Raw genomic sequence first — 18,011 nt, 5'->3', positions numbered from 1 at the left:
TCTCTCGTTCGCGATTTCGTGTCTGAGGGGCGGCCGTCTGCTACCAGACGATCGATTCCGCGTTGCCGGAACCGCCCGGCCCGCTGTAGCTGACCCAGCTCGTGTAGCCCGTGTAGCCCGTGTAGCAGCTGAGCTGCACGCTGCCGTTCGCCGGCACGTTGTAGGTGCGGCTGGTCGCCCACGCGCCGCTGGTGTCGTTGCAGCGGAGGGTGTAGGTGCCCGCCGTCCAGTTCTCGACGTTGAACACCATGTAGGCGCACGCGGCGCTGCTGCAGCCGTCCTGCCCCTGTGCGCTCGATCCCCGGCTGGTCCACGCCCGCGGCTGCGGCGGATCGACGGTGCGCGCGGATGCGCTCACGATCGCGGAGACCTGGCCCGCAGCGTCATAGGCCCGCACGCGGATCGAGTGCGTCTCGCTGTAGCCGTAGCCGATCGACTGGCTGCCGTTCGCCGCGCCACGGTTCACCCAGCCACCGCCGTCGATGCTCGTCTCGATGCGATCGATCGCGCGGCCGTTGGTGGCGGGCATGCTCCACGAGAACGTGATCGTCCGGTCGCTGCGGCTCGCCCCCGCGCCGGGGTCACGGACCGGTCCGTAGGGCGTGGCCGTGTTGGATGCCGCCGACGGGTCGCCGTCGTAGCGGACACCGTCCAGCGCGGTGTAGGCGCGCAGTCGCACGGTGTAGTTCGTGCCGTTGCTGAGGTTGCCGAGCGTGTTGCTGGAGAGCGTCTGCCATCCGCCGCCGTTGAGCGAGTACTCGTACTTCACCTCGCCGGCGTTCGCGCCGTTGCCCGCGGCCGCCGTGTAGGCGACCACGACCGAGCTGTTGCCGCTCGGCGTCGACAGCGACACACCGGTGGGCACCCCGGGCTTCACGAACGCACGACGCGGAGAAGATGCCGCGCCCATCGTGCTCCAGCCGGCCTTGTTCTTGGCCCGCACGGTGAAGCTGTAGTCCGTCGTCGACGTGTCGACCACCACCGCCTGGCGCGTCTGGCCGGCGGGGACCGCGATGGTGCGCACGACCGACGATCCGCGCAGCACGGTGAGCTCGTACGCATCGATCGGCGCACCGTTGTCGGCGGGCGCCGCCCACACGGCTTCGAGCTGAGCCTGCGTGCCGACGGGATCGAGACGGTTCACCGACGGAGCCGCCGGAGGCTCGGGGGCGCGCGCGGGAATCTCGCTCACCGACCATCCGCTGAAGGTCGACGGCTCAGGCGCGCGGTTGTGCGCCTGAACGCGCACCTGGTAAGCGACGCCGTTCTGGAGGCCATCCCACACGGCCGTGTTGCCGGTGACATCGGTCTTCTGCGCGATGCCCGACGGCGGGGCCGGCGAGATCTCGAGCGTGTACTTCTCCACGGGCGAACCCGGTGTCGTGGGCGTGACCCACGACACGTTGAGGCTGCGATCGCCGAACACGAGCGTCGGCGGGGCCGGCGTGTCGGGCCGCGCATCCGGACGCGCCGTCTCGGACGGGGCCGACGGGTCGGACGGGCCGACGCGGTTCTCGGCGACGACCGTGAAGTTGTACTCGACGTTGTTCGTGAGGCCGTCGAGGGTGCACGTGGTCGCCAGGCACTCCTTCTCGTAGTTGCCGGCGGTCGACGAGACGAGGTAGCTCTCGATCTCGGCGCCGTTGTTGGCGGGAGGCGTCCACGACAGCACGACCGTGCGGTCCTGCACGCTCGACACCGTCGGCGTACCGGGCGCATCGGGCTTGCCCTGCACCGTCAGGCGGATGCGCCCCTCGACCTCGCGGTCGGGGTCGGCCGTGGCATCCTGCACCCTGTAGCGCACCACCATCGTCCCGAAGAACTTCGCATCCGGAGTCACCTTCACCTGGTCGCCCGCGACCTCGATCTCGCCCTGGCCGGTCTCGATCAGCGAGGTGGTGACCTTCAGCGGCGTCTCGGGGAACGGGTTGACGTCGTTGGCCAGCACCGGCACCGTGACGGTCTTGCCCTGGTGCGCCTCTTCGACGATGTCGTCGTTGGCCGTCGGAAGCTCTCGCGTCGAGGCGATGACCCGCACGTTCACGACACCCTCGACCGGATCGGTCGTGCCGTCGCTGATGCGCAGGCGGATCGTCGCCGCGGTGCCCTTGCTCGTGTCGGCGGCGGCGCTCGTCAGGAGCTCCTGGCCCTCGATCCGCGCCGAGATGCCGTCGGGTGCGCCGCCGACGATCTCGTACGTCATGCCGTCGAGGTCCTCGGCATCGGGGTCGGTCGTGAGGCCGAGCAGATCGAGGGCGACCGGGTCTTCGCCGGGTGCGACATCCGTCTGGCCGTTCACGAACGACGGCTGCTGGTTCTCGGGCGGAAGCACCGTGACGGGCAGCGTCAGCGTGGCCTTGCGGCCCTCCGGGTCATCGGGCCCGGTGCCGTCGGTGACCTCGAAGGTGATCGCGTCGGCGCCGAAGTAGCCGGCCGACGATGTGTACACCAGCGTCGTCTGGTCCTTGACGAGCGCGGAGCCGTCGCTGTGCGCCGCGGTCACCTTGGCGGCTTCGGTGACGACGACCTTGCCGCCGCCCACCGCACGCACGTGGTCTGCGAGGGCGATCTCGACGGTCTCGCCGCTCTTGACCTCGATCGGGTCGGTCGTCACCAGCGTGGGAGGAAGCGACGCGAGCGAGGGAACGTGGAGGAAGGCGGATGCCGCGTTCCCGTCGCGATCGGTGATCGTGTAGGTGACGAGCCGGCCCTCGTCGCCGAGCGTGACACGGATCTTCCCATCGGCGAGCACGCGCGACGTGGGGTCGGCGACCTCGACATCGAGATCGTCGATCGTGCCGTCGGGGTCCTCGTCGTTGGCCAGGACCTCGATGTCGACGGAGTCCTCTTCGACGTCCTGCGCGCGGACGTAGTCGTCGCGGGCGATCGGCCGCAGCAGCGGCACGTCTTCCGAGACCGTGATCTGGAGCACGGCCTTGGCCTGCGCGCCGCGCGCGTCGCGGATCGTGTACTGCAGGGATGTCTCGATCGGCTCATCGGGCGACGTCACGACGACGCGATTGCCTTCGACCTTGGCCGACAGACCGGCCACATCGGGCACGATCAGACCGTCGGCGAGCACCCAGTACTCGTCGCCGTCCGGATCGGAGTCGTTCTCGAGCACCGGCACGGCCACGCGACGGTCCGGACGCATCACGACGGCATCCTTGACGGCGTACGGCGCCTGGTTGACGCCTTCGGGCGGCGCGATGCCGATGCGGATCGACGCGGTCGCCTCGGCACCGAGGCTGTCGCGCACGCGGTAGGTGAACGTGTCGACCCCGGCCGTGTCTGCGAAGGCCTCGTAGATCAGGTAGTCCGCCCCGGTCTCGGTGATGCGCCCCTTCGAGGGCGACGAGGCGATGCCGACCAGGGTCACCGAGTCGCCGTCGGCGTCGATGCCGTCCAGCGGCACCGCGACGCGGACGCGGCTTCCGCCGAGCACACGCGACGTCAGGTCGCGCGGACGCGGCGCGGCATTGGTCTCGGGATTGACCGGGAGCACCTGGATGGTGATGTAGCCGGCATCCTTCTGCCCCGTGCTGTCGACCGCTTCGTACGTCGCGTACACCGTGCCGGGCTCGTCCGAGGCGCGGAAGCGCACGGTGTCCTGCGAGACGAAGATCTCGCCGTCCTCGGGCTCGATGAGCGGCGGCACGAGGTCGGGCGCGACGTGGATGGTGTCGTTGTTGGGGTGGTAGTCGTTGTCGAGCACCGGGATGGTGACGACGTCACCGGCGCGCACGACCACCTGGTCGTCGTTGGCGACCGGCGGGCGCAGCTGCGCGGGCGCGGGGATCGGGATGACGATGACGTCGCCCTCGGCCGACTGCGAGCCGTTCGAGATGCGGTACGAGATGCGCACCTGCTCCGAGAGTGCGGCCTGGTCGCTGATGCGCAGCGTCTCGTGGTTGAGGACGGCCACGGCGATGCCGGAGTTCGGCTCGACGGTCACCGACTGCACGACCAGGATGCCGCCCGAAGGATCGGAGTCGTTCGACAGCACGTTGACGAGCACTTCGCCGCCGCTCGGCAGAAGGGCGACGTCGCGCACCGCCACCGGCGGCAGGTCGGTCTCGCCCTCGGGCAGCACGTCGATGCGGACGAGACCCGGCACGCCCTCTGCACCGGCCGCCACGAGGTACTGCACGTAGTAGGTTCCCGGTGCCGCCGAGCGGAACGTGAAGGTCTTGTTGGCGTAGTCGGGCACGATGTCGGCGCCCGGGGCGGGATCCACCCGCGCGAGGCGCAGCGGTTCGCGGCCCGAGCCGACGTCGTTGGCCAGCGGCGCGACGGTCGCGGTCTGACCGGCCCGCACGGCGACGTAGTCGGCGTTGGTCACGGGCTTGATCGAGCCCACCGGGCGCACGTCGAAGCGCACGATGCCGACGGTGACGTCGGTGCCGTCCGAGACGACGATCTCGACGTCCTTGCGCCCCTGTGTGCCACCGACCGCGCGGTAGGTGATGCGGCCGTCCGACGTGAAGTCGGCCTCGTCGCCCTCCGCCGGCGTCACGGTGCCGAGGAAGACGTCGTCTCCGTCGGGGTCGATCCAGTCGGGCAGCACGTTGTAGGTGACCGTGCCCCCCGCCTCGATGGCGACGGTCGTGATGCGCTTCTGCTCGGGAGCGGTGTTGACGTCCCACCCGCGCACCGTCAGCGAAGCCTGCGCGGTGTCGGTGCCGCCGCGTCCGTCGGAGACCTCGTAGGTGAAGGATGCCGATCCGTCGGCGTCGTCGGGGACGGCGATCTGCAGCGACCGCCCGTTGTCGATCGACTGCACGTCGCCGATCGACGGCCCGCCGTCGAGCACGCGCGTGGTCAGCACGTCGCCGTCGGGGTCGCTGTCGTTGTCGAGGAGCGGCAGCAGCGTGGTGCGGCCCGGCCGCACGCCCAGCTCGTCGTCGGTGGCCACCGGAGGCGTGTTGATCTCGGATCGCTCGGGCAGAGCGGTCTCGGTCGTCTCCTCGGTGGTCTCCTCGTCCTCTTCGGTCTCACCCTCGGGCGGGGTGATGTCGTTCCAGTTCTCGACGCGCTGCATGCTCTCGCTGGCCATCCACGTCGCACCGCCGATGACATCGTTCAGCACGACGACGTCGCGGTTGACGCGGAATTTGAGCAGCGAGGTGGGCTCTACGCCCTCGACGTCGACCGCGAGGTCGTCGCCGTCGCCGGGGCAGTCGCGCACGAACTTCGCCGACCCGCTCCACGCCGCATAGGCGCAGCCCGCGAGCCAGACGGGCGCGGCCGGTGACCCTTCGGCGCCGGCCTTCACCGACGTCGGATCCGACCCGTCGAACGGCAGGCGCACGAGCGCCGACGCGGTCGCGAGCGTGACGGCATCCGATGCCGCGGACGCCTGCTGCAGCACGGCGCTGCGGGCGCCGTCGACGACCGTCGCACGGCCGTCCCAGAAGACGGTGCCGGTGGTGATGTCGAGGACGACCGGGCGCGCGCCCACGGCGGTGATCGACAGCGTGGCGTTCTCGTCGACGTCGCCGAGTGCGGTGCGCTCCGGCTCGGCGATCGTGCCGTCGGAGTTGAAGCGGAGCGTGACGATCTCGCCGCTCTCCGCCGACACGGCGTGGACCGCACCGTCGAGGCCGACCGTGACGTCCGCACCCTTGCCGACGTTGGTGACGGGCTCGGTGCCGGCGATCTGAAAACTGCCGACGGATGCCGACGAGATCATCCAGACATCGCCCGACGCGCGGTCGAGGATCGCGACGGTCGAACCACCCAGCGCGACCTCGGCATCGCCCGGGAGCTGCGCGGACTCGGAGAGAGCCACCATCGCCGGGTCGATCGAGGTGAGCGACGAGCCGGACTCGTCGACGACGAGCACCGTCTCGGCGGACTGCAGGATGTCGTAGTCATCGCTCGGGGTGCGGAGTCCGCCGTCGAGCACCATCGACTCGTGGTTGAAGTGACCCACGAGGAGGCTGGACTGCTTCGTGACCCAGACCCCGCCGTCGTTGAGGTCGACTTCAGTGGTCGGCACCCCCTGATAGACGAACGCCAGGGTGGTGATGGTCACGGCCGCGGCAGTGACCGCTCCCGCCGACGCGACCGCGCGGGGGCGCGATCGAAGCCACTCGAAAGACCTCATGGACCGCGGACTCCTCAGGGCGGTTATTTGTCATTTCGTGGCGTCGGGACCTGACATGCGGCATCAGGCGCTCACAGAAGACGGTGGGGACAGCACAGCCTAACCCGACCTGCTGGGAAGCCCAGCATGGGTCGGGGGCCATGGGAGATCGTATTCCGAGCCGCGCGAACAGCCCATGGGGACATTCACCCATGGGCGGAGTCTCACGCCCCGACGTACTCCCTCAGGTGCTTCGCGGTCAGCGTCTCGCCCGTCGAGACGAGGTCGGCCGGCGTTCCTTCGAACACCACGAGGCCGCCGTCGTGACCGGCTCCCGGGCCGATGTCGATGATCCAGTCGGCGTGCGCCATCACCGCCTGGTGGTGCTCGATCACGATGACGCTGTTGCCGGCGTCGACCAGTCGGTCCAGCATCCCGAGCATGTTGTCGACATCGGCGAGGTGAAGCCCCGTCGTCGGCTCATCGAGCACGTAGACCGCGCCCTTCTTCGCCATCGAGATCGCGAGCTTGAGTCGCTGACGCTCGCCGCCCGAGAGGGTGTTGAGAGCCTGGCCCAGCGTGATGTACCCGAGGCCGACGTCGATCATTCGCATGAGGGTCGTGTGAGCGGGGCCCTTGGTGATGAACTCGGAGGCCTCGCCCGCCGACATCGCCAGCACCTCGGCGATGTTCTTGCCGTCGAGCCGGTACTCCAGCACCTCATCGCTGAAGCCCGAGCCTTCGCACAGTTCGCACAGCGTCTCGACGGTCTGCGTGAAGCCGAGCGTCGTGATGATGACGCCGAGTCCCTTGCACGCGGGGCACGCGCCTTCGGAGTTCGCGCTGAACAGACCGGGCTTCACGCCGTTGGCCTTCGCGAACGCCGCGCGGATCGCGTCGAGGATGCCGGTGTACGTCGCGGGGCTGCTGCGGCGCGACCCCTTGATGGGGGCCTGATCGACCACCACCACGTCGTCGAAGCCGGACACGTTGCCGTGGATGAGCGAGGACTTGCCCGAGCCTGCGACACCCGTCACCACCGCGAGGATGCCGAGCGGAATGTCGACGTCGACCTTCTTGAGGTTGTGCTGGGTCGCGCCGCGGATCTCGAGCGCCCCCTTGGCCGTGCGCGTGGACGGCTTGAGCGAGGCGCGATCGTCGAGGTGGCGGCCCGTGATGGTGCCCGACGAGCGCAGGCCCGCGACATCTCCGGTGTACTGGATCTCGCCGCCCGCGCGGCCGGCGCCCGGCCCCAGGTCGACGATGTGGTCCGCGATCTCGATGACCTCGGGCTTGTGCTCGACCACCAGCACCGTGTTGCCCTTGTCGCGCAGCAGCTTGAGCAGCGCGTTCATGCGCTGGATGTCGTGGGGGTGCAGACCCGCGGTCGGCTCGTCGAACACGTAGCTGATGTCGGTGAGGGCCGACCCGAGGTGGCGGATCATCTTCGTCCGCTGCGCCTCGCCGCCCGAGAGGGTGCCCGAGGAGCGGTCCAGCGACAGGTAGCCGAGCCCGATGTCGACGAAGGATCCGATCGTCGCGCGCAGGCTCGCCATCAGCGGCGCCACCTCGGCGTCGTCGATCGTGCCCAGCCAGTCGGCGAGATCCGTGATCTGCATGGCCGCGGCATCCGCGATGTTCACGCCCTTGATCTTCGACGAGCGCGCACCCTCGTTGAGCCGGGAGCCGCCGCAGTCGGGGCACGCCGTGAACTTGACCGCCCGATCGACGAACGCGCGGATGTGCGGCTGGAGCGAATCGCGGTCCTTCTGCATCATCGACTTCGTGAGCTTGGGGATCAGCCCCTCGTAGGTCATGTTGATCGTCTGGATCTTGACCTTCGTGGGTTCCTTGTAGAGGAAGTCCTGCATCTCCTGCTCGGTGTAGTCCTTGATGGGCTTGTTCGGGTCGACGAAGCCCGACTCGGTGAAGCCCTTCACCATCCAGCCGTCCACGCTGTACCCGGGAATGGTGAGCGCGCCCTCGGCCAACGACTTCGAGCGGTCGAACAGCTCGTCGAGGTCGATGTCGCTCGCCTCGCCGAGGCCCTCGCATCGCGGGCACATCCCGCCCGTGATCTCGAACGAGCGGCGCTCCTTGACCTTCTTGCCGCCCTTCTCGAACGTGACGGCGCCCGCGCCCGACACGGACGGGATGTTGAAGGAGAAGGCCTGCGGCGACCCGACGTGGGGCTGGCCGATGCGGCTGAAGAGGATGCGGAGCATCGCGTGGGCGTCGGTGGCCGTGCCGACCGTCGACCGCGAGTTCGCGCCCATGCGCTCCTGGTCGACGATGATCGCCGGGCTCACGTTTTCGAGCGCGTCGACCTCGGGCCGGTTCAGCTGCCCCATGAACTGCTGCACGAACGTCGGATACGTCTCGTTGATGAGGCGCTGCGACTCGTTGGCGATCGTGCCGAACACGAGCGAGGACTTGCCCGACCCGCTGACGCCGGTGAAGACCGTCAGCCGGCGCTTCGGGATGTCGACGTCGACGTTCTTGAGGTTGTTCTCGCGGGCGCCGACCACGCGGATCTGCTCGTGCGAATCGGCGATGTGGGCAGCGGTTGCCTCGGGCATGGGGACCTCTCGATCAGGGCGACCCTTCATTGTGCCCATGATCGCGGACATCCCGCTTCCTCGATCCTGCTCGATGAGGTGAAGCTGGTCGCTCCTGCCACCCTCTCCTCAGGCGCCGGCCGGCTCGATCGCGAAATTGTCGCGGAAGACGCACGACGGGTCGTATGCCGCCTTGATCGCCCGCAGGCGCTCCAGCGTGGCGGGCGGAAACGCCTCGGCGATCCGCTCGGGGCGCAGCGACGAGTCGAAGCTCAGGTACATGCCCGCGGTGTGCTGCGCCAGCTCCCGCCACTGCGCGTCGAGGCGATCGGGGTGCGAGCCGAGCGCGACGACCGAGAAGTTCGCGGAACGGTGCGCGTACGCAGTCGCGTCGTCGGCGACATCCGACACCGCGCCGCCGACCGCGCGGAGCTGGAAGAACGGGACAACGCCGGATTCCAGCATCCGCGCCGCCGCCTGCGCGAAGGCGGGCGTGACGTGCTCGATCAGTCCCGAGCGGGAGTGAGGCTCGCCCGCCCCGTGCTGCGGGCCGAGGTCGGCGTTCGCCATGATCTGCGGGTACGTCGCGAGCTGCACCGATTGCTGCACGAGCGGAGCGAGCTCGGCGAACGGCTGCAGGCGGGCGATGATCGTGTCGGCGTCGTCCGAGTCGACGACGCCGTACAGCTGCACGACGTGCGGCTGTCCCGGTCGCGGGGCGCCGGCGAGCAGGAACATCGTGAGGTCGCGCGGCGCCTCCTCGACGACGCGTCCATACCCTTCGAGGAACGCTGCGACGTCGTCGACCTGGAACGCGAGCTGCGCCCAGCCCACCTCGCCCACCTCCTCGACCTCGAACTCGAACGCCGTCACGATGCCGACGTTCGCGCCCGCGCCCCGGATCGCCCAGAACAGGTCGGGGTGATGGTCGGTGTCGGTGCGCACGATCGTCCCGTCGGCGAGCACCACTTCGGCGGCCCGCAGGCGATCGATCGTCAGGCCGTGCTCGCGCGCGAGGAAGCCGATGCCGCCCGCCGTCGCGAGGCCGCCGACACCGACACCCCCGTAGTCGCCCGACGAGAGCGCCCAGCCGTGCTCGCCGAGAGCGGCGGCGACCTGCATCCAGCGCGCTCCGGGTTCGACGCGCACGAGGCGCCGGTCCTCGTCGAGCACGTCGATCGCGTTCAGCCGGCGCAGGTCGATGACGACGCCGCCGTCGTTGGTGCTGCGGCCGCTGATGCCGTGGCCGCCGCTGCGGACCGACAGCGCGAGCTCGGGATGCCGCCGCGCGAACCCGACCGCGTCGGCCACCTGCTGAGCGGACTCGGGCTGCAGCACCAGGCCCGGAGCGCCGCCGCGCATGTAGGTGGCGCGCACATCGCCGTACTCGAAGTCGCCCGGCTCGATCGCGTGCAGTCCCGCGGGCACGTCGTCGTAGGCGATTCCCTCCCGGCGAGCGGCGAGCGCGACCGATGAGCGCGCCGGCGCGGGCACGGTGCCGCGGTCACCGCGCTCCTCGGCGACCAGCTCGCGTGTGCGCGGCGCGATGTCTTCGCCGAAGCTCCGCAGCAGGCCGGGGTCGTCGGCGGCGACGATGAACGTCGAGAAGCCGTGCTCGAGGGTCAGCGACGCGAGGCGCTCGGCGAACTCGGCGGGGTCGGTCGCCAGCTGCCCCACGTTGAGGAGACGCCGGATCTCGCGCGGGTCGCGGCCCGCCGCTTCGGCGGCGTCGTCGATCGCGGTATTGCCCGCGGCGAGGTCGCCGGGCTTCATATAGCCGAGCGAGGGCAGCCAGCCGTCCGCCGTGCGCCCGGTGAGCGCGAGCATCCGCGGCTTGTACGCACCGATCCAGATCGGCACGTCGTGCGCCGGCCGTGGGCCGCGCTTCGCGCCGTGCACACGGTGATACGCACCGTCGGTGAACGCGCCGCGGCGGTCGTCGGTGCGCCACAGCTCGCGGATGACCTCGATCGCCTCGCCGAGCGCGGTCACCGCCTGCCCGGGAGTGAGCCGCCCACCGCCCATGGCCTCGATCGCGTCCCAGAATCCGCCGGCGCCGAGCCCCAGCGCGAACCGGCCACCCGACAGCAGGTCGAGGCTCGCCGCGGCGCGCGCCACGACGGCGGGCGGGCGCAGCGGCACGTTCAGCACGTTGGGGGCGATGCGGATGCTCTCGGTCCGGGCCGCGACGAAGCTCATGAGCGTCCACGTGTCGAGGAACGCGGGCTGGTACGGATGGTCCTGGAAGGTGACGAGGTCGAGTCCGGATGCCTCAGCCGCCTGCGACAGCAGGACGGGGACGTCGGGATCGGCGGCGGTCGGGGTGATGAACGCGCCGAATTCGAGCGCTTGACCGTAATCCATGGATGAGCCTCCGCGTCAATGCAACGTCACGGCATCCGATTCATTCCGGCGAATGTATCGGCGCGGGCTCTTCCCCGTCGAACGACGCCGCCAACGCGATCGAGTCGAAGAGATTGAGCATCGCACTCCGGATCTCGCCCAACGGCGTGGCGAAGCTCGCCAGCACGACCTGCTTGGTCCCGGGCACCGCGAACCAGTACTCCGCCTCGAACCGGGTCGCGATCGCGGTCACCCCGTCCTCCTCGACCGCCTCCTGATGCACGCGATCGATCCGCAGCATGCTGGCGCGGGGGCCGTCCAGCCGTCTGGCGGTGTCGACGCCGTCGACCTCCAGCGCCTCGAAGCTCTCGCGCAGCACACCGAGCACGGCGTCCGCCGATGTGCCGATCGCGGGGCTCATGCGCATGCCGTCGGGCGCGTGGATCGTGAGCGCCGCCGGGGTTGCGAGGTCCGGGACGATCTCGATGCACAGGAAGAGCGCATGGGCACCGGCATCCATCGCACGTTCGACCGCGGCTCGCAGCGGGTCGCGCAGGCGTCTGCGGGCGAGGGCGGCATCATCGGCCGGGCCGACCACTTCGCGCACGACGTCGTCGATACGCAGGGATGCCGCGGCCCGGTCACGCGGATCGACGGCCAGCCATCGCCCGGGCAGCTGGAAGGTGAGCCGCGGCGCCGTGCGCGTCGACTCGCCGGCCGGATTCACGACCCGTCGGCGATGCGGCTGATCTGGTCGGCACTCAGCCGCAGGGCCTCGCTGCCCGGCTGGGTCACACCGAGCTCCTCCGCGAGGGCGGACGTGACCGGGATGCTGTCGGCGAACGCCTCGGAGCGAGTCGCGTAGTCGCCGCGCTCGCCGTCGATGAAGTACATGGTCACCTCGTGCCCGGAAGCGGCCGGGTCGTCGACGAGCACCGGTGCCGCGGACTGCGCCGACGCGACGACAGACTCGCCGGAGGAATCGTCGAGGAACAGGAGCACGACGACCTGCGTGTTCCAGGGCGCACCCGAGTGCGTCGTGTAGGCCATCGCCCCGTTGACGCCGTCGATCTCCGCAAGATGGGACTCGAGCCCGCTCAGATCGGGAGTGGCGGCGCATCCCGACAGTGCCAGGGCTCCGAACGCTGCGGCGATCGCCAGCGCGGTGCGCATCCGTCTCATCGGCTCTATGACCCTCTCGTGTACTCGGCGACGTAGACGTCTTCGTAGCTGCCCGCGCCCGCTTCGGCGAAGAACACCTCATCGCCCGGGCGCGGTTCGGGCAGGTAGCGCTCCGCCTCTGCACCATACATTCCCGAGTCGTGCATCGGCCACGTCAGCGGCCGATACGTCTGCCAGTCGTTGTCGAATCGGACGTAGTCGACGGGCTCGAGACCCACGAGTTCGAGCGTATGCACAGGGTCGATGCCGTTGTTGATCTGGGTGACCCGCACATCGGACGGGATGTCGCTGTAGTGCTTGTCGATCGCCGACCCGGCGGTGAACACCGACTCGACCCGGTCCGCGACACGGGGATCGGTCGCGAGCTCGCCCGCCATCATGCCGCCGAGCGACCAGCCGGTGAACATGATCGGGGCATCACTCTCGAAGACCCCGGCATCGGTCATCGCATCCCAGACGGCCTGCTCGTACTGCGTCGGAACCCCCGGGAACATCGACAGCATGACGTCCGTGCGCGCGTCGTTGAGTGCGCCGTCCGTATTGAGCGGGTTCCAGTTCTGCGTGCTCGGCAGCTGGATCCGCCACGAGATGACGTTGCCCTCGGCATCCCGGATCGCGACGACGCGAATCTGGGTCGATGCCTCTCCGCCCTGCTCGTCCTGCTCGGCGAGGTCGGTCATGAGGCCCTGGTAGTCGCGGGCCTCCAGATCGTCGGCGGCGGCATCCGCGTCGTCGTCGCCGGTCGGGGCCGAACTCCGGTGGGTGCCCGAGCTCTGCTCCGGCTTGCCGAGCATCTCGGAGATCGCGAGGGTCAGCAGCGCGGCCGCCAGCAGCGCACCGAGGATCAGCAGTCCCACCACCCCGAACGCCACGAACACGAGCCCGATCACGACGGCCGCCACCAGGAGAAGCACGGCGACGACGAGCGCCGAGACCAGCGCGCTGAGCAGCTCCTTCAGCGCGTCGACCACGGCCGAGAGAACCTTCGAGGCCCACTCCGCCAGGGGCGCGAAGAAGTCTCCCACCCCTCCCCAGAACTGGTTCCAGTTGTCGCCGAACGAGTCCGCGCCGTGCTCGATCGCCGTCTCGATGGCATTGATCGCGCGATCGGCGGCCTCATAGACCTGCTGGCGAGCGTCGTTGAGGGCGCGTCGGGCATCCTCGACCTGTCCTGCCGAGTAGGCGGCGCCGTCACTGGTCGACCACAGCTGTTCGCGCAGCGCGTCGGCCGAAACGCCTTCGGCCTCCGCCTGCGCGATCTCGTTGCGGATGTCGTCGAGGTCGCCTTCGAGCCGGTATGCGCGAGCCTGATGGAAGTCTGCGTCCTCGATCGCGGCCCGCGCCGTGGCCTGGATCGGAGCGAGCTCGACCGCGTAGGTCGTGAGCGCCGTGGCGGTGCCGCTGTAGCGCGTGCGCGCGCGGCGGAGGCCTGCGGCCGCCTCTGTCGCCGATTCGTCGAGCGCGTCCGTCGCGCGGCTGCGCTGGTCGTCGACGATGTCGCGCAGGGCGTCGGCCGCCTGCGAAATGGCGTCGGCGGTGAGCTGCAGGCGCCGCGCTCGCGGCTCGAGCTCGGCGGGGCGACCCGCGAAGACGTCTTCGAACTCCCACTCCAGGCCCGAGGTCACGGCGTCGTCCCGTCGTCGACGGAGTCGCCCATCGAGTGGTCGAGTTCGGTCATCGTCTCGTCGATGGCGTCGAGCCAGTCGCGCACCGTGACGAGCTGCTCCTCGAGCTTGCCGCGGTTGTGGTCCCAGTTGCCGGCGAAATCGCGCACCTTGCCCGCGAGGCGACGCTCGCCGGTGAGGTCGGCGAGGTCATCGCCGATGGTGTCGGCGGTGCGGAAGGTCGAGAGCGCGTCCGCCACGCGTCCGCGTGAGGCGCGGATCGCCTCGAGATCGAGCTGGACGTCACTCATCGAACTCCTGCCGTGGTCGGGGCTGCCCGTGCCTAGGAGCCTAGGGGCCGGGTGTGCGGGGTTCGATGGGGACAATCCCCCATGCCGGCGTCAGGCCGCGCGCCAGCACCCTTCGACGTGGTCGTCGACCATGCCGGTCGACTGCATCAGCGCGTACATCGTCGTCGACCCGACGAAGCGGAACCCGCGCTTTCTCAGCGCCTTGCTCATGGCATCCGATTCGGGCGTCGTCGCCGGCACGTCTGCGAGCGTCGCCGGGCGGGCGTGGGATGCCGGGGCGAAGGACCACATCATGGCGTCGAGTTCGCCCGGCTCGAGGTCGAGCAGGAGCCGCGCGTTCGAGATCGCGGCCTCGATCTTGAGTCGATTGCGGATGATGCCGGCATCCGTCATCAGTCGGGCTATGTCGTCCTCGCCGAACCGCGCGACCACCTCGGGGGCGAACCCGGCGAAAACCTCGCGGAAGCGCGGGCGCTTGCGCAGGATCGTGATCCACGACAGCCCCGCCTGGAAACCCTCGAGGCTCATCTTCTCGAAGAGCAAGCGGTCGCCGTGCAGCGGGACGCCCCATTCCTCGTCGTGATAGCGCGCGTACTCAGCGGCGCCGGGCTGCGGCTCGGCGCCCACCCATGCGCAGCGTGCCAGACCGTCGGGACCGGTGCGCGTGCCAGGGTCGATGAGGGTGTCCACGGGCGCCAGCCTACGGGCGGGTGGGGACACCCGAGACGTTCAGCCGGCCGTCGCATCGACGTTGGTCCCCGCGCGCCCCTCCGCGCGCTTACTCTGGAATGTCGGGCCCGTCGGCCCGCGCTGCTGGGAGGACCCGCCATGAAGATCGTCGCTTCGTCGGACTGGCGGGACGCCATCCCGTTCGACACCCTCGTCCTCGTCGCCGATGTCGTGCCCGGCGAGGCGACCCGGTGCTTCACGTGCGGCACCGAGTCGGAGCTGCGGCCCCGGACGGAGCTGTGGGCGTTCAAGCACCGCCATCCCAAGAACCACGACGGCTACGTGCGCTTCTACTGCGCCGAGCACCGCCCCGTCATCGAGCAGCGCGTGGAGCCTGCGCCCGTGGTGCGCACAGCCGCCCGCGCGGCCGGCCGCTCGACCGCCGAGCGGCGACCGGCCAAGCCCGTCGTCCCCGATCGCCTGCGCGCGATGTGCCCCAACTGCTTCATCGAGGTCTCCGCGACCGGCGAGTGCGGCAACTGCGGGTGGACGACCTCCTGAGCCGGAACGTGTGAGGGGACCGCGTACCCCAGATACGCGATCCCCTGCGAAGGTCTTCCCGCCCGCACAAGCCCACGGCGCGGACGATGCGGAAGATGCCTTCATGGGGGTACTGTCCGGGATCGCTCGATTCCTGACACCCTTCCGCTGATCGTTACCGTTCCGTTACCCGACGGCGTGACTCGCCTTCTTGAGCGACTTCTCCGACACCGGAGCCTCACCCGATGCGGCGAGCGCCGCGTGGTACTCCCGCGCCTCGTCCTGTCGAGCGCGTTCTGCGCCCGACGCGATGGGCGCGCGCACATGCTCGGGTGCGAACCCGTAGGCATCCACGAGGTCCTGCGCGTGCGGGCGCAGGCGGGCGGCGAGCCGGTCGATATAGCGGGAGACCGATGCCGCGCGCTGGGTCGAGAGCCGTCCGTTGATGAGATACCAGGCCAGGTGCTTCTCGATGAGATGCAGACCGAACAGGTCGCGCAGCCACGTGAGCACCTGCCTGGTGCCGTCGTCGCCGATGCCGTTCACACCGTCGGTGAACGCCTCCCACTGCAGCAGCTCCGCGTGCGCGCGCGCCGCCTCGATCAGCTCGACCTGGTGGCTGTTGAAGAGCGCGGCCGCCTCGGCGGGTGAGAGCCGGGACGCCGGGCGCAGCGCTGCGGCGACATCGGCCACCATCTGCTGCACACGGCCGGCGAGCAGATCGTGCTGCTGGTCCTCTCGAAGACCGAGCTCGACCGAGCGCGCCGTCGAGCCGAGATCGGCCACGGTCTGACCGAGCTGGCGCAGGCCCGCCCCGTGGAACAGCTTGCCCGCAGTCTGTCGAGCCGCGAAGCCGACGAGAGCCGCGGCATCCTTGCCCTTGAACTGCGTGGCGTAGTCCGACAGCAGGCGCTTGCCGACGAGCTGGAGCAGCACGTTGTTGTCGCCCTCGAAGGTGACGTACACATCGAGGTCGTGGTGAAGCCCCACCATGCGGTTCTCGGCGAGGAACCCCGAGCCCCCGCACGCCTCGCGCGCCTCCTGGATGGTGTCGAGCGCGTTCCACGTCGACAGCGGCTTGAGCGCCGCAGCGAGCGTCTCGAGGTCTTCCCGCTCATCGGTCGTGTCCGCTCGTCCCGAGAAGACGCCGTCGAACTTGCGCAGCAGCTCGTCGTTCGCGAAGAACTGCGCGTAGTTCTGAGCGAGCAGCGGCAGCAGGCGTCGCTGGTGCTTGCCGTAGTCGAGCAGCACGACCTCTTCGGTGCCGGCGCCCGAGTCGAACTGGCGGCGCTGGTTCGCGTAGGTGAGGGCGATGTGCAGCGCCAGCGCGGTGCCGGTGGTGGCCGCTCCGTCGAGAGAGACGCGGCCCTGCACCAGGGCTCCCAGCATCGTGAAGAACCGGCGGCCCGGAGACGGGATGTCGCTGGAGTACGTGCCGTCGGCGGCGACCTGTCCGTAGCGGTCGAGCAGGTTGAACCGGGGGATGCGCACCTGGTCGAAGTGCAGACGGCCGTTGTCGATGCCGTTGAGCCCGCCCTTGACGCCGTCGTCCTCGCCGCCGACGCCGGACAGGAATTCGCCCGACTCATCGCGCAGCGGAACGTAGAAGCAGTGCACGCCGTAATTGACGCCGCCCGTGATGAGCTGCGCGAACACCGTCGCCGTCCTGCCGTGGAGGGCGGCGTTGCCGAGATAGTCCTTCCACGCGCCGCGGAACGGCGTGTGGATGACGAACTCCTCCGTCTCGGGGTCGTACGTCGCCGTCGTGCCGATGGCCGCGACATCCGATCCGTGGCCGGTCTCGGTCATCGCGAACGCGCCCGGGATCGACAGATCCATGATCCCGCGCAGCCACGCGTCGTGGTGCTTCTTCGTGCCGAGCTGGAAGACTGCGGAACCGAAGAGGCCCCACTGCACGCCGGACTTGATCTGCAGGCTGGGGTCGGCCAGCACGAGTTCCATGAAGCCCGCGAGATTCGCGCCGTTGTTGTTCTGGCCCCCGTACTCCTCGGGGAGCGCGCGGCGCGAGCCGCCGTGCTCGGCGAGCAGATGCAGCTGGGTGAGCACGCGCTCGCGATGCTCGGCCATCGGCTGCCCCTCGATGCGCCAGAACGCGGGATTCTTGATCATCTCGCGCGCTTCGCGGCGCGTCTCACCCCACGTGCCGAGCAGCAGATCGGTGACGCGGGCGACGTCGATGCGGGGATCGGATGCCTCGGCAGCAGTGTGGGGCGCGGTCGGGGCGCCCCCGGCGGGCGTGCGCTTGCTCGTGGCGGGCTTCTTGGTACGGACGGCGGCGTCAGCCATGTGCATCACCTCTCGGTGCAATGGACGGCAGGAAGGTCACTTCGACGGTAGGACTCCCACAATCCATCACCAACACGTATGGCTCTCTTCTACAAGGATGGTGGGGGGCGTCGCGCGAGTGGGTTGTGCGAGACGCACAGGAACGGCGCCCCGCCCTCCCCCGCCCCGCGCTCTCCCGCACCGCCCTCTCCGACCGCCCCGCGCTCTCCCGCACCGCCCTCTCCGACCGCCCCGCGGCATCCTCTCTCGCGCCCTCGTCCGCCGCCTCAATCCGCCGAGAATCGCTGCAGCGCGCGAGACTCCCGGCGATTTTCGGGCGGCGGAGCGATTCTCGGGGGCGGGGGCGGCGGCGGGGGCGAGGGCGGGGGCGGGCGGGGGCGGGCGGGGGCGGCGGCGGGGCGGCGGGGGC

10 protein-coding genes are annotated in these 18,011 nt (G+C 69.9%); 1 reads left to right on the top strand and 9 read right to left on the bottom strand.

The window, feature by feature from the left end; translation table 11 throughout:
• Positions 1-40: 40 nt before the first annotated feature.
• From KEC57_RS12440 to KEC57_RS12405, 8 genes are all read right to left on the bottom strand, one after another.
• Positions 41-6,109 (bottom strand): Ig-like domain-containing protein, encoded by a 6,069-nt coding sequence (locus KEC57_RS12440; RefSeq protein WP_229384955.1) that lies wholly within the window; start codon positions 6,107-6,109, stop codon positions 41-43.
• 203 nt (positions 6,110-6,312) lie between these two features.
• A complete protein-coding gene (locus tag KEC57_RS12435; protein WP_229384954.1) occupies positions 6,313-8,667 on the bottom strand; it encodes an ATP-binding cassette domain-containing protein in 2,355 nt (784 codons plus the stop codon).
• A gap of 108 nt (positions 8,668-8,775) precedes the next feature.
• Positions 8,776-11,010 (bottom strand): LLM class flavin-dependent oxidoreductase, encoded by a 2,235-nt coding sequence (locus KEC57_RS12430; RefSeq protein WP_229384953.1) that lies wholly within the window; start codon positions 11,008-11,010, stop codon positions 8,776-8,778.
• A gap of 40 nt (positions 11,011-11,050) precedes the next feature.
• Complete coding sequence (locus tag KEC57_RS12425) at positions 11,051-11,716, bottom strand: hypothetical protein (protein ID WP_229384952.1); 666 nt, start codon at positions 11,714-11,716, stop codon at positions 11,051-11,053.
• Positions 11,713-12,162 carry a hypothetical protein gene (locus tag KEC57_RS12420; protein WP_229384951.1) on the bottom strand — a complete coding sequence of 150 codons (450 nt, stop codon included), beginning with the start codon at positions 12,160-12,162 and terminating at the stop codon, positions 11,713-11,715. Before KEC57_RS12420 ends, KEC57_RS12425 begins: the two co-directional genes overlap by 4 nt.
• Before the next feature lie 14 nt (positions 12,163-12,176).
• A complete protein-coding gene (locus KEC57_RS12415) occupies positions 12,177-13,796 on the bottom strand; it encodes a hypothetical protein (RefSeq protein WP_229384950.1) in 1,620 nt (539 codons plus the stop codon).
• A complete protein-coding gene (locus tag KEC57_RS12410) occupies positions 13,793-14,086 on the bottom strand; it encodes a hypothetical protein (RefSeq protein WP_229384949.1) in 294 nt (97 codons plus the stop codon). Before KEC57_RS12410 ends, KEC57_RS12415 begins: the two co-directional genes overlap by 4 nt.
• A 90-nt stretch (positions 14,087-14,176) precedes the next feature.
• Positions 14,177-14,776, bottom strand: coding sequence for a DNA-3-methyladenine glycosylase I (locus KEC57_RS12405; RefSeq protein WP_308187602.1), 600 nt, complete (start codon positions 14,774-14,776; stop codon positions 14,177-14,179).
• Positions 14,777-14,914: 138 nt separating this feature from the next.
• Between KEC57_RS12405 and KEC57_RS12400 the strand changes: the two genes are divergently transcribed.
• Positions 14,915-15,316, top strand: coding sequence for a glucose-6-phosphate dehydrogenase (locus tag KEC57_RS12400; RefSeq protein ID WP_229384948.1), 402 nt, complete (start codon positions 14,915-14,917; stop codon positions 15,314-15,316).
• A 165-nt stretch (positions 15,317-15,481) separates the two neighbouring features.
• On the opposite strand, the gene KEC57_RS12395 is transcribed toward KEC57_RS12400, so the two are convergent.
• A complete protein-coding gene (locus tag KEC57_RS12395) occupies positions 15,482-17,602 on the bottom strand; it encodes an acyl-CoA dehydrogenase family protein (RefSeq protein WP_229384947.1) in 2,121 nt (706 codons plus the stop codon).
• Between the last annotated feature and the right edge of the window lie 409 nt (positions 17,603-18,011).

It is taken from the genome of Microbacterium allomyrinae, assembly GCF_020682705.1.
Lineage (GTDB): Bacteria > Actinomycetota > Actinomycetes > Actinomycetales > Microbacteriaceae > Microbacterium > Microbacterium allomyrinae.
Note: the sequence above shows the minus strand (reverse complement) of the source record. Positions and strands in the feature narration are given on the sequence as shown.

Excerpts from the sequence above, each read along its gene's own strand:
- KEC57_RS12395 (WP_229384947.1), bottom strand. The coding sequence starts at position 17,602 with ATGGCTGACGCCGCCGTCCGTACCAAGAAGCCCGCCACGAGCAAGCGC.
- KEC57_RS12430 (WP_229384953.1), bottom strand. The coding sequence starts at position 11,010 with ATGGATTACGGTCAAGCGCTCGAATTCGGCGCGTTCATCACCCCGACC.
- KEC57_RS12400 (WP_229384948.1), top strand. The coding sequence starts at position 14,915 with ATGAAGATCGTCGCTTCGTCGGACTGGCGGGACGCCATCCCGTTCGAC.
- KEC57_RS12420 (WP_229384951.1), bottom strand. The coding sequence starts at position 12,162 with ATGCGCACCGCGCTGGCGATCGCCGCAGCGTTCGGAGCCCTGGCACTG.
- KEC57_RS12410 (WP_229384949.1), bottom strand. The coding sequence starts at position 14,086 with ATGAGTGACGTCCAGCTCGATCTCGAGGCGATCCGCGCCTCACGCGGA.
- KEC57_RS12435 (WP_229384954.1), bottom strand. The coding sequence starts at position 8,667 with ATGCCCGAGGCAACCGCTGCCCACATCGCCGATTCGCACGAGCAGATC.
- KEC57_RS12440 (WP_229384955.1), bottom strand. The coding sequence starts at position 6,109 with ATGAGGTCTTTCGAGTGGCTTCGATCGCGCCCCCGCGCGGTCGCGTCG.